Consider the following 11,460-nt stretch of genomic DNA (forward strand, 5'->3'; position numbering starts at 1 on the left):
GTTGGGCTGGGCAGGGACGGGTCATGTCAGAGGGCGGCAAGGATCTCCTCGCACCACTGCGTGAAGCCCTCCTCGACGCGGATGCCGCCGCGTAGCACGAGGTACTGGTGCAGTGCGCTGCCCGACAGGCGGTCGGGTACCGGGAAGTCGCGCTTCTCGATCATCCGGTAGACCTCGAGCCGCTGGGCGTGGCCGTCGCGGTGCCGGACGACCTCGGCGCGCACGTCGCCGGGATCGGCGTAGGCGGCGGCGCGGATCTTCACCGCGAGCTCATTGCGCAGGTGGCCGACCTCGGTCGGTTCCGCGATCCACCGCGCGAGTTCCGCCCGGCCGGCATCGGAAACGCGGTAGACGCGCTTGTCCGGCCGTCCCTGCTGGCCGACCGCCTCGCCGGTGACCCAGCCGGCCTCGTCCATCCGCTTGAGGACGCGGTAGATCTGCTGGTGCGTGGCGCTCCAGAAGAATCCGATCGACTTGTCGAACCGGCGGGCCAGCTCGTAGCCCGAGCCGGACTGTTCCGACAGTGAGACGAGTAGTGCGTGTTCGAGAGCCACGACGCCAGTGTCGACGACCCGCCATCGATATGCAACTCGGTGAATATGCTCCTGTGTGCATATCCCACTCGGCGAGGCGCGCTCGACTCCACGCCCGCGAACCGTTCGCTCGCCTCGCGCGCTGGCTTAGGCTCGCGCCATGAGCACAGCGGTCGACGGTGAAGTGGTCACGCGGACGCAGGTGTTCGCGTGGGGCCTGTGGGACTGGGGATCGGCCGCGTTCAACGCGGTGATCGTCACGTTCGTCTTCTCGGTGTACCTGACCGACGCGGTGGGTGACGACCTCCCGGGGTCGGTGTCGGCGAGCAGCTGGCTGGGCTGGTCTCTCGGCGCGGCGGGGCTGTTGATCGCGCTGCTCGCGCCGGTCACCGGGCAGCGCGCCGACGCGGCAGGCCGGCGCAAGCGCTCACTCGCGCTGCTCACCACGACCGTCGTGGGCTGCATGCTGGCGATGTTCTTCGTTCAGGACGACCACCACTACCTGTGGCTGGGGCTGGGGCTGCTCGGCGTCGGGTCGGTGCTCTTCGAGCTCGCACAGGTGCCGTACTTCGCGATGCTGCGCCAGGTGTCGACCCCGGAGAACATCGGCCGGGTGTCCGGCTTCGGTTGGGCGATGGGGTATTTCGGTGGCATCGTACTGCTGCTGGTGTGCTACTTCGGGTTCATCGTCGGCGACGGCGACACCCGTGGACTGTTCGGGATCGACACCGCCGGAGGCCTGAACATCCGGGCGGTGGCCGTGCTCGCTGCGGTGTGGTTCGCGGTCTTCGCCGTGCCCGTGCTGTTCGCGGTGCCGGAGATGCCACGGTCCGAGGAGGCGGACGAGCGCCCGGGCTTCCTCGGCTCCTACCGGGTGCTCTGGCACGACCTTCGGGAGCTGTGGTCCGAGGACCGGCGCACCGTCGGGTACCTGGTGGCCAGCGCGCTGTTCCGGGACGGACTCGCCGGTGTGTTCACGTTCGGGGCGGTCCTCGCGGTCAACGTCTACGGCATCGCGTCGGGAGACGTGCTGATCTTCGGTGTCGCGGCCAACGTGGTCGCCGCACTCGGTGCGCTCGTGGCGGGCCGGCTCGACGACAGGGTCGGACCGAAGGCGGTGATCGTCGGCTCCCTCGCGTCGATGCTGGTGGTCGGAGCGATTCTGATGGCGGTGTCCGGGGTCGTCGCCTTCTGGATCCTCGGCCTGCTGCTGTGCCTGTTCGTCGGCCCGGCGCAGTCCGCGGCGCGCACCTTCATGGCCAGACTCAGCCCGCCCGGCCGGGAGGGGCAGATGTTCGGCCTGTACGCGACCACCGGACGCGCGGTCTCGTTCCTGTCGCCGACGCTGTTCGGGCTGTTCGCGTGGCTGTTCGCCAGTGACCGGGCCGGCATTCTCGGCCTGCTGGTGGTGCTCGGCATGGGGTTGGCGGCGCTGCTACCGGTGCGGGCGCCCTACCGCACCGCTTCGGTGCGCTGAATCCCCAGCTTCTCCGGGAACAGCCGGCGCTGGACGATCCACCCGGCGGCCGAGAGGGCGATCCACACCAGCGTCGAGGTCACCTGCTCCCATCCGGCCTCCGGGTGACGCAGGAACTCGAAGGCGCCGGACATGCTGCCGAGCCCGCTGAGCATGATGCTGGCACCGCCGATCGAGGTCAGCCACAGCAGCGCCCGGGCGCGGAACTTGTCCGCCAGGAATGCCGCGGCGACCGCGAGCGCCAGGATCACGATCGCACTGAGCGCCCAGTTGTTGTCGCCGGGTTGGAGGACGTCGGCGAGTTTCGCGCCGGCCATTGCGCCGGTGAGGCCGCCGATGAAGTACGCGGAGAACTTGAAGACCAGGGTCGTCACGATCCACGACACCACCGCGCCGATCAGGCCGAACAGCACCAGCGTCCACACCGAGGCGTTGAACAGGTCTGCGATCAGCCAGCCGAGGCCGAATCCGGCGGCGAGCACTGCCAGGTGCATGGATCGGATTCCGTAGAAGCACAGCAGTGCGCCGACCAGGAGTACCGCGATTCCGCTCATGACTGGGTTCCTTCCACCCGCGAGATGATCGCCTCTGCCAAGGCGTCGGGTGCCAGTTCGGGCACCCAGTGACCGATGCCGTCGAGCTCGACGAATCGATAGGGGCCGGTGACGAATTCACCGCACCGCTCGGCACCTGCCCGGCCGAGCGCCTCGTCGCCGGTGCTCCACACGAACGTCGTCGGCACCCGCACCGCGGGGGTGTCGGAGAAGTCGCGTCCCATCGCCCGGTACCAGGACAGCGCCGCGGTCAGGGCGCCCGGTTCGGTCAGCACGCGCAGGTGCGCGTCGACGAGCGCCGGATCGACACCGGCGTAGATGTCGCGCAACCGCTTCGCGTCGTCGGCGAGCAGTGCGCGTTCGGCGGAGTCCCCGTGCCGGAACACCCGGATGTACTGGGATCGGGCCTGCTGGTCGGCATCCTCGCGGAGCGCCCACCCGAATGCCGCGGGGTGCGGGACGGACACCGCGGTCAGTGAGCGGACCCGGTCGGGTCGATGCGCGGTCGTCCACCAGGCGACCGCGGCGCCCCAGTCGTGTCCGACCAGGTGGGCGGACGGCAAGCCGAAGTGATCGAGCAGGCCGAGGACGTCGCCGCCGAGTTCGTCGACGGTGTAGTGCTCGACACCCACCGGCCGGGCGCCCGCGGAGTAGCCGCGCTGCGTCGGTGCGATCAGCCGGAACCCGGCGGCCGTCAGTTTCGGAAGCAGCGGCTGCCAGCAGGCGGCGGTCTCGGGGAACCCGTGCAGCAGCACCACGGGCACACCGTCCACGGGACCCGCGGTCGTGACGTCGAAAGTGTGGTCTCCGATGGCTGTCGCGGACGTTTCGACCGGATCCATGCGTTCCCACCGTCTGTCGGGGCCGGTGCCGGATGGGCGTCGACCTGGTGTTTCGAACCCTACGTCAGTGGACGCGCGCTGCGCGCGAGTCCGGGGAAGCCACGCCGTCGGGGATTCGCGGTGACATCCCAGTGGCTGCGTGGTAACCAATCAGGAAGCATCAAGGTTGCTATTCCGTATTGTCCGGTATCGGGGAGGTCACTGTGACAGTCGAGAATCGAGTCGTGCCGCCACTGAACATCGCGGGTCGGCCGGTGGCCCAATGGCTTGCCGGGGCCGCCCCCGCGCTGACGGAGCGAGTGATCGCTCGCCTGATCGACGAGCTCCCGATCTACCGCGCACTGCCCCGTGAGGAGGTGCACGGAGAGATCGCCGACATCGTGCACCGCAACATGGAGCTGTTCGCAACGCTGGTGTTCGAGCGGCGCACCGCCCGCGACTCCGAGCTCGTCGAACAGCGGCACTCGGCGGCCCGCCGCGCGGAGGAGGGGGTGCCGCTGGACGCCGTCCTGCACGCCTATCACACCGGGATCGGGCTCGCGTCCGAGGAACTGTTCGACGGCGCCGGTCCCGACGACATCGCAGACGTCCAGGTCGTGACGACGATGATCCTCGACTTCCTGCGCCGATTGACGATCGCCGTCAGTGCCGCGTACCTCGAGGAACGCCAGATCATGGAGAGCCAGGAGAACTCGGGGCGTCGGTCGCTGATGTCCGCCCTGATGTCGGGGGAGGGCCTCGAGGCGGTCGTGCACCGCACCGGGTTGCGGCTGGCGCCGCACTACCTGGCGCTGAGTCTGACGATCGGCGAGAACGCCGACGAACGGGGTCTCGGCGTCAGCGGCACCGTTGCGGGGCGCCGCAAACTGCGGCGAGTGCAGGCGGAACTCGATCGGATCACCGGCGAGGCGGCGCTGACGGTGATCGACAGCGGTGGCGGGGTGGCGCTGGTTCCGTGTCCAGCGAGTCCGCCCGACTGGGAGCAACTCCGAGCGGTCGTCGAACGACTCGGCCGGGTTCTCGGTGCGAACCTCCATGTCGCCGGGGCGATCGCGGCGCCCGCCGGGATACCCGAGGCCGTCGAGCAGACCGCCGAGATCGTCGCACTGGTGGCGCGGTCGCGGCGCCCGCCCGGGCTGTACCGCCTCGCGGACGTGCTGCTCGAATACCAGCTCAGCCGGCCCAGTGCCGCGCAGCGGGAGTTGGCCGGACTGCTCTCGCCGTTGGCCGGCAAGCCCGAGTTGATGCAGACCCTCGAGGCATATGTCGCGGCGGGTCTCAATCGGCGGGCCACCGCGGCTGCGCTGGCGGTGCACGCGAACACCGTCGACTACCGGATGCGGCGGGTGTTCGAGCTGACCGGCCTCAATCCCTCCGACCCCGCCGACCTGCCGCACATCGGTGCGGCGCTGGTGGCGCGCCGGGTGCCGGAGTGAACACGGTCGCCGGTGGCGACCTCCGGCCCCCACGGTCGATTCGCGCCGTGATCCGTTGGGGTGCGCTTGCTTTCGCTTGGTGTTGCGTTCTTGTCGCGCTCGTGGGCGTCGTCGCGCACGTCGCCCCGGTGACCTCACCGCCGGTGGTGGTCGCCGCGTCCGCGGCCCCGTACCTGATGTGGGCGGCGGTGCCGGCGGTGGCGGCGTTCCTGGTGGTGCGACATCGGCTGGGCGCAATGGTTGCCGTCACTACCGTGGCCGCCGCGGTGTGGACGCAGGCGCCGCTGTACATCGGTGCGCCGCACCCCGGTGCGGATTCCGGCGAACTGACCGTCATGCAGGCGAACATCGAGTTCGGCAAGGCGGATCCGGATGCGGTTGTCGCGCAGGCACGTTCCCGCGGCGTCGATGTGCTGACGGTCGACGAGCTGACCGTCGCGGCGGTCGACGGGTTGACCGCCGCCGGCCTCGACGAACTCTTGCCGCACCGGTACCTCCGGCCCGCCGCGACCGGTGCCGACGGCACCGGCATCTGGAGCCGATATCCCCTGTCGGAACAGGTGCAGCATCCCGGCTTCGCGATGGCGGCCCTGTCCGCGAGGGTGGCGGTGCCCGGCGATCGGTCGGTCATCGTGCTGGCCGCGCATCCGCTGCCGCCGTGGCCGCGGCAGCAGACACCGATCTGGGCAGACGAGCTGGCCCGCCTGGGCGGCATCCTCGATGGGTTGCGGGCCGACGCCGACACCGTCCTGATGGCCGCGGATTTCAACGCAACCTGGGACCACACGCAGTTCCGGGCGCTGCTCGGCGACGGCGTCCGGGACGCCGCCGAGCAAGCGGGTGCCGGTGTTCTGCGCACCTATCCCGCGGACCGGTGGTGGCCGCCGTTGCTGTCGATCGACCGGATACTCGTCTCCGGTGCGACCGCCACCGCTGTCGACGCCGTCGACCTGGCCGGCTCCGACCATCGCGGAATCGTTGCCCGGATCGTGATGCCGGGGTAGTCGGGTGTCCCTGAACATCTCGAAACATCCCGATCCGCACCGGATCCGGGTGAACACCTGGTGCTCACCCGGATTCGGTGTGTGGGTCGGTTGGCCGGGGGTCAGCTCGCGACGCCGCCGAGCAGTTCGAGCAGCGCCGCCGGGCGCAAGTCCGCGCTGCCGGTGCCGCCCGCGGGCTCCGTCGGGGCGCCGGTCAGGGTCACCTGGGCCACGGGGCCCAGCTTGACGTACGGGTTGGTGGAGGCGCCTTCCTTGCACTGCGTGATCACCGCGTAGGTGCCGGCCGCGAGCTCGATCGAGGTGCCGGTGGCCGCGCCGCCCGTGAAGCCGGGGTACTTGATCTCGTCCACCCGGGTGGTCTTGTCGTACACCGCGGCGTCGAACGGGAAGATCTGCGCCTCACAGTGATTCATGGCCTCGGTGGTGGCGATGTCGTGCAGGGCGACGGTGATGGTGTTGCTGCCGGAGGTCACCGTCGAGGAACCGGTGACGGTCGCGGAGCCGAGCGCGGGGTTCGCGACCAGGGCGAGGGCGGCGAATCCGGCGACGGCGGCGGCACCGGCGATGCGGCGCGTGCTGAACGAAGACATGGGGGTCCTTTGTGTGACACCGCGCGTCGACGTGCGCGGTGAACGTGAGTGCCCGCAGGTGGTTTGGGGACGCGACCGGCGGCGCACATGATCGAACTGAGCCTGCCCTTCGTGAGGGCAGGCTCAGTTAAGGCGAACGTCGGGCATGCTGTCAACGTCTGTGGCCGCCATCGCTTTTGTCGCTTAAACCGCAGGTAAAGAGCATGAAGACCGTCCAGTTCGTGCTGTCCGATTCGTCCCGGGGTTTGTCCGCTTCGGGCCTCTGGTTGCGCCGCAATGGGGGAGGTTTGGGTGTCGGCCGGGTGCGACACGCGTAATTTATGTCACTCCAGGATCTTTCGGCTGCGTGGCGGTGCGGGGAGTGGAACCGGGCGGGTGATACTCGATCGTCCACTATCGAGCAAGGAGTTCCCCGTTGAGTTTCCCCACTGTCACGCGCCGGCGGCTGGCGATCGTCACCGCCGTCACCGCGGCGCTGGCACTGTCCGGCTGTGCGCCCACGGCCGACGCCGACTCGTTCGGCGGCCTCGACTTCGGCAGCGCAGGCGGCGCGGAGCCGGAGTCGTCCGTCGCGGCCGACGCCCTGGCGGCGCTCGCCGCGATCCCGGTCAAGGGCCGCGCGCCCAAGACCGGCTACGACCGCGACCTGTTCGGGCCCGCCTGGACCGATGACGTGCGTGTCGCGGGCGGGCACAACGGCTGCGACACCCGCAACGACATCCTCGCCAGGGATCTGGTCGAGGAGACGTTCAAGCCCGGCACCCGCGACTGCGTCGTCCTCACCGGAGTGCTGTACGACCCGTACACCGCCAAGCGCATCGATTTCGTTCGTGGCCAGGGCACCTCGACCGCTGTGCAGATCGACCACGTCGTCGCGCTGTCCGACGCCTGGCAGAAGGGGGCGCAGCAACTCGACGAGGCCACCCGTCGCGACCTCGCGAACGATCCGCGCAACCTGCTCGCCGTCGACGGTCCGACGAATTCGCAGAAGTCGGACGGCGATGCCGCAACGTGGTTGCCGCCCAACAAGTCCTATCGCTGCACGTACGTCGCCAAGCAGGTTGAGGTCAAAGCCGCCTATGGTCTGTGGGTGACGCAGGCCGAGAAGGATGCGATCAGCACCCAGCTCGCCACCTGCTGATTCACGACCGAGTCGCCGAGCGCCAGCCGCCCATGCCGATGATGATCAGGCGCAGCTGTCGCTCGGCGCGGTCGACGACGGCGTCCTGGTCTCGGGGTTCGGCCTCGAGCAGGTCGATCACCGTCGCCATCATCACGCCCACGATCAGGTTGGCGGCCATGTCCAGGTCCGCCGCCGACCATTCACTCAGTGCCGGTATCCGCCCGAGGTCGGTGCTGAGTTCGCTTGCAAACAGCCGTAGTTCGGACGCGATGGCGCGGCGCACCTCGGCGACGCCGCCGTAGCGCTCGCGGCTGAGGAACCGGAACTGCCCCTCGTTCGCGCGGACCTGGCGCACCAGGACCGCCAGCGAGGTTTTCGCATCGCGCGGACTCGGGTCGCGGCGGGCCTCGCGCAGCATTCGGCGGAGCATGCGCATGCAGTCCTCGACGAGCGCGACTCCGAGCTCGTCCGTCGACGCGAAGTGCCGGTAGAACGCCGTCGGGACGATGCCCGCGGTGCGGGCCACCTCGCGCAGGCTCAGGCTTGCGAGGCTGCGGTCGGCGAGGAGGTCGAGGGCGCCGTCGAGCAGGGCCGTCCGGGTGCGTTCCTTGCGCTCGGCTCTGCTCTCGGGTGCGGTCACCGGTCGAGTGTATGCCCGTGCACCGGACGGCGCGTCCACTACCTGTTATCGGCGTCACATTGCATTTCCCCTTGACATCTACCTGGGACTTCCTGTCACACTCATTTGTGTACAAGTGTTCACTGAAACTGTTGCCGAGGGGGCTTCCAGTGTCGACACAGACCCGATCTCGCGTGCTGTCGCTGCTCGAGGCGATGACCACCCCACACCCGCTCGACCGCTATCTCGAGCTCGTCGACCCGATGGCCACGGTGCGTGACCTGCGCGCCGAGGTGGTCGCCATCCGTCGCGCCACTGCGGACACCGTCACGCTGACGCTGCGGCCGACCCGACGGTGGCGGGGCTTCAGGGCGGGTCAGTTCGTCCAGGTCGGAGTCGTGATCGACGGGGTCCGGCACACCCGCTGCTATTCGCCGGCCTGCGCAGAGGGCGACCCCGGCATCGAGTTGACCGTCAAGGCCCACCCCGACGGCCTGGTGTCCCGCCACTTGCGCGAGTGCGGCGCAGTGGGCACGGTCGTCACCCTGTCCCAGGCGGAGGGGGCCTTCGCGCTCCCGACGCCGCGGCCGGCGAAGGTCCTGCTGGTCAGCGGCGGCAGCGGGATCACGCCGGTGATGTCGATGCTGCGGACCCTGGTGGCCGAGGGGTACGGCGGCGACGTGACGTTCCTGCACTACGCGAACCGGGCCGAGGACGTGCCCTACCTCGCCGAACTGCGCGAACTGGCCCGCGGCCACGGCAACGTGCATCTCGTGCTCGCCTGCACGCATGCGGACGACGGCGACCTGTTCGGACGCTTCGGGCCCGAGCATCTCGATGTCGCGGCACCGGCGCACGCACAGGCGCAGACCTACCTGTGCGGGCCCGCCCCACTGATGCGCGCGGTGCGCGAGTTGTACGACCGACGAGGCCTCGGCGACCGTCTGCACGCCGAGGACTTCGCCCCGGTCCAGACGCCTGTCGACGTGGATGTCGACGGTTCGGTTGCGTTCACGGCCTCCGGCGTCGCCGCGCCCAACGCCGGTGCCAGCCTGCTCGAGCAGGCCGAATCAGTGGGTCTCACACCGGAATACGGCTGCCGGATGGGGATCTGCTTCACGTGCACCACGGTCAGGACGTCGGGCTGCACCCGAAACCTGCGCACCGGCGAACTCGACAGCGACCCCGACAAGCCGATCCAGTTGTGCGTCAACGCGGCCGTCGGCGACGTGTCCCTCGACCTGTAAGACCATCACCCGAAGGAGAGTCCCATGTTCGGTCTGTCCCTTTCCCTACCCGGCCTGTCCGCCCTGCTCGGTGGCAGCTCCCGCGTCACCGCCTCGTCCACTCCCGAGCCGGTGGTGCTCAGCCACCAGCAGGTCGAGGACATCGGCCGTGAACTCGACACGCTGCGTGACCGGGTCGTCGCCGACCTCGGTGCACGGGACCGCGACTACATCTACTCGATCATCAAGGCGCAGCGCGGCTTCGAGGTCGCCGGGCGGGGCCTGATGTACCTCGGCTTCCTGCCACCGTTCTGGATCGCCGCGGTCGGGGCCCTGTCGATCTCGAAGATCCTCGACAACATGGAGATCGGCCACAACGTCATGCACGGCCAGTACGACTGGATGCGTGAACCCGGGCTGAACTCGCGGGTGTTCGAATGGGACACCGTGTGCCCCGCGGACCAGTGGCGGCACTCGCACAACTACATGCACCACACCTACACCAACATCGTCGGCATGGACCGCGACATCGGCTACGGCATCCTCCGGATGGACGACGCGCAGCCGTGGCGGCCCTACCGCCTCGGCAACCCGGTGTATGCCACCGGGCTGATGCTGCTGTTCCAGTGGGGCGTGATGCTGCACGATCTCGAGGTCGAGAACATCGTGGCGCGCAAGCGCACCTGGCGGGACGTGAAACCGCTCGTGCTGGGGATGTGGCGCAAGGCCGGCCGCCAGGTGCTCAAGGACTACGTGATCTTCCCGGCGCTGACGGGGCCGCTGTTCGTGACGACGCTGCTCGGGAACGCGACCGCGAACCTGGTCCGCAACGTGTGGGCCTACTCGATCATCTTCTGTGGCCACTTCCCGTCCGGCGTACAGACGTTCACGCAGGAGGAGACCGCCGACGAGACGCGGGGCGAGTGGTACGTGCGGCAGATGCTCGGCAGCGCCAACATCGAGGGCGGCCGACTGTTTCACATCATGTCCGGCAACCTGTCCCACCAGATCGAACACCACCTGTTCCCGGACCTGCCTGCGAACCGGTATCCGGAGATCGCGCCTCAGGTGCGGGAGCTGTGCGCCAAGCACGGCCTGCCGTACAACACCGGCGGGTTCTTCCGGCAGATCGGATCGGTGTGGGGCAAGATCGTCACGCTCGCGCTGCCTCCCTTCCTCACTCGGTCGACTCCGCCGGTCGGTGTTATCGTCGAGCGTTCCCCGGTCTCGGTCTGAGAGTGGAGTCACCCATGGTGGGCAAGTTCGAACGGCGCAAGGACACCGTGCAGGAGCTGACGGAATCCGGGGCCACGCACGTCGGCCGGATTGCGATGATCATCGCCGGTGCCGTCCGCGACGTGACCCGTGAGATCGGCGACTGGATCAGCGACGGAATCGAGATGCAGGAGGCCGCCAAGCGGGCGCGCGCCGACGCGGAGCGCGATCGTGGCGAGCGTGACGACTCCGGCGAGGCCGGGGTCGATCCGGACTAGCGGGGCTCCGCGGCGTTCGTCACCGCCAGTCCTCGGACTCGGCGTTCGCCGCGATCCGGCGCAGCAGCGTGGCCAGGGTGTCGAGTTCCGCCGCGTCGAGCCCCGTGAGCATCCGGCGGTCGCGCTCGACCCGGCGCGGAAAGTCGCGGTCGACCACCGCCCGCCCGGCGTCCGTCAGTTGCAGCAGGACCACCCGGCCGTCCCGCTCGAAGGGCAGGCGTTCGACCAGACCGTCCCGGGTGAGCCGGTCGGTGTGCTTCGTGGTTGACGCACCGCTGGTCATCGTCGCCGCGGTGACCTCGGACGCCCGCAGCGGACGGTCGCTGCGGGCGAGGGCGCACAGGATCTCGAACTCGACGCGCGAGACGCCGCTGCCGGCGAGAGCGCGGTCGAGTTGATGCAGCGCCTGTGAGCCGATGCGGGTGATGCGCCCCATCACGTTGATCGGCGCCGTGTCCACGTCCGGGTACGCGGCCGCCCATTCGCGCCGGACACGATCGACGAAGTCGCCGGGGGAGTCCGGCTCAACACTCATGGCGTCATCCTAGGCGATCGATTTCACA

Annotated in this window: 12 protein-coding genes and 1 pseudogene; 7 read left to right on the top strand and 6 right to left on the bottom strand. The window is 69.2% G+C overall.

Going from position 1 to position 11,460, the window contains the following annotated elements; all coding sequences use genetic code 11:
• Positions 1–26 precede the first annotated feature (26 nt).
• Positions 27–554, bottom strand: a complete 528-nt coding sequence (locus ACWDUM_RS12565; RefSeq protein ID WP_450134250.1) for a PadR family transcriptional regulator — start codon at positions 552–554, stop codon at positions 27–29.
• Between the two features lie 139 nt (positions 555–693).
• On the opposite strand from ACWDUM_RS12565, the gene ACWDUM_RS12570 reads away from it, so the two are divergent.
• On the top strand, positions 694–2,010 hold the full coding sequence (locus ACWDUM_RS12570) for an MFS transporter (protein WP_450134251.1): 1,317 nt from the start codon (positions 694–696) through the stop codon (positions 2,008–2,010).
• Here the strand turns inward: ACWDUM_RS12570 and ACWDUM_RS12575 are convergent.
• Both ACWDUM_RS12575 and ACWDUM_RS12580 read right to left on the bottom strand, forming a co-directional pair.
• The gene (locus ACWDUM_RS12575; RefSeq protein ID WP_450115880.1) at positions 1,986–2,564 is read right to left on the bottom strand and encodes a TM7S3/TM198-like domain-containing protein; all 579 of its coding nucleotides are present in this window, start codon (positions 2,562–2,564) and stop codon (positions 1,986–1,988) included. The genes ACWDUM_RS12570 and ACWDUM_RS12575 overlap by 25 nt on opposite strands.
• A complete protein-coding gene (locus ACWDUM_RS12580) occupies positions 2,561–3,406 on the bottom strand; it encodes an alpha/beta fold hydrolase (RefSeq protein ID WP_450134252.1) in 846 nt (281 codons plus the stop codon). The genes ACWDUM_RS12575 and ACWDUM_RS12580 overlap by 4 nt, the downstream gene beginning before the upstream one ends.
• 203 nt (positions 3,407–3,609) lie before the next feature.
• Between ACWDUM_RS12580 and ACWDUM_RS12585 the strand changes: the two genes are divergently transcribed.
• Both ACWDUM_RS12585 and ACWDUM_RS12590 read left to right on the top strand, forming a co-directional pair.
• Entirely contained in the window at positions 3,610–4,842 is a 1,233-nt protein-coding gene (locus tag ACWDUM_RS12585; protein ID WP_450134253.1) for a PucR family transcriptional regulator, read from the top strand.
• A gap of 101 nt (positions 4,843–4,943) precedes the next feature.
• Positions 4,944–5,846, top strand: coding sequence for an endonuclease/exonuclease/phosphatase family protein (locus ACWDUM_RS12590; RefSeq protein WP_450134254.1), 903 nt, complete (start codon positions 4,944–4,946; stop codon positions 5,844–5,846).
• A gap of 101 nt (positions 5,847–5,947) precedes the next feature.
• On the opposite strand, the gene ACWDUM_RS12595 is transcribed toward ACWDUM_RS12590, so the two are convergent.
• Positions 5,948–6,436, bottom strand: coding sequence for a hypothetical protein (locus ACWDUM_RS12595; RefSeq protein ID WP_450134255.1), 489 nt, complete (start codon positions 6,434–6,436; stop codon positions 5,948–5,950).
• 415 nt (positions 6,437–6,851) lie between these two features.
• On the opposite strand from ACWDUM_RS12595, the pseudogene ACWDUM_RS12600 reads away from it, so the two are divergent.
• Positions 6,852–7,574, top strand: a pseudogene (locus ACWDUM_RS12600) (HNH endonuclease family protein); the annotation flags it as partial.
• Between the two features lie 4 nt (positions 7,575–7,578).
• Here ACWDUM_RS12600 and ACWDUM_RS12605 read toward each other — a convergent pair.
• Entirely contained in the window at positions 7,579–8,199 is a 621-nt protein-coding gene (locus tag ACWDUM_RS12605) for a TetR family transcriptional regulator (RefSeq protein WP_450134256.1), read from the bottom strand.
• A gap of 194 nt (positions 8,200–8,393) precedes the next feature.
• On the opposite strand from ACWDUM_RS12605, the gene ACWDUM_RS12610 reads away from it, so the two are divergent.
• From ACWDUM_RS12610 to ACWDUM_RS12620, 3 genes are read left to right on the top strand one after another with little or no spacing between them, the layout of a single operon-like run.
• Positions 8,394–9,425 carry a ferredoxin reductase gene (locus tag ACWDUM_RS12610; protein ID WP_450134724.1) on the top strand — a complete coding sequence of 344 codons (1,032 nt, stop codon included), beginning with the start codon at positions 8,394–8,396 and terminating at the stop codon, positions 9,423–9,425.
• A gap of 24 nt (positions 9,426–9,449) precedes the next feature.
• Positions 9,450–10,640 (top strand): fatty acid desaturase family protein, encoded by a 1,191-nt coding sequence (locus ACWDUM_RS12615; RefSeq protein ID WP_450134257.1) that lies wholly within the window; start codon positions 9,450–9,452, stop codon positions 10,638–10,640.
• A gap of 14 nt (positions 10,641–10,654) precedes the next feature.
• Positions 10,655–10,897 (top strand): hypothetical protein, encoded by a 243-nt coding sequence (locus ACWDUM_RS12620; RefSeq protein ID WP_450115887.1) that lies wholly within the window; start codon positions 10,655–10,657, stop codon positions 10,895–10,897.
• 19 nt (positions 10,898–10,916) lie between these two features.
• On the opposite strand, the gene ACWDUM_RS12625 is transcribed toward ACWDUM_RS12620, so the two are convergent.
• Positions 10,917–11,432 (bottom strand): MarR family winged helix-turn-helix transcriptional regulator, encoded by a 516-nt coding sequence (locus ACWDUM_RS12625; protein WP_450115888.1) that lies wholly within the window; start codon positions 11,430–11,432, stop codon positions 10,917–10,919.
• Between the last annotated feature and the right edge of the window lie 28 nt (positions 11,433–11,460).

This window comes from Rhodococcus sp. NPDC003322 (assembly GCF_053589555.1).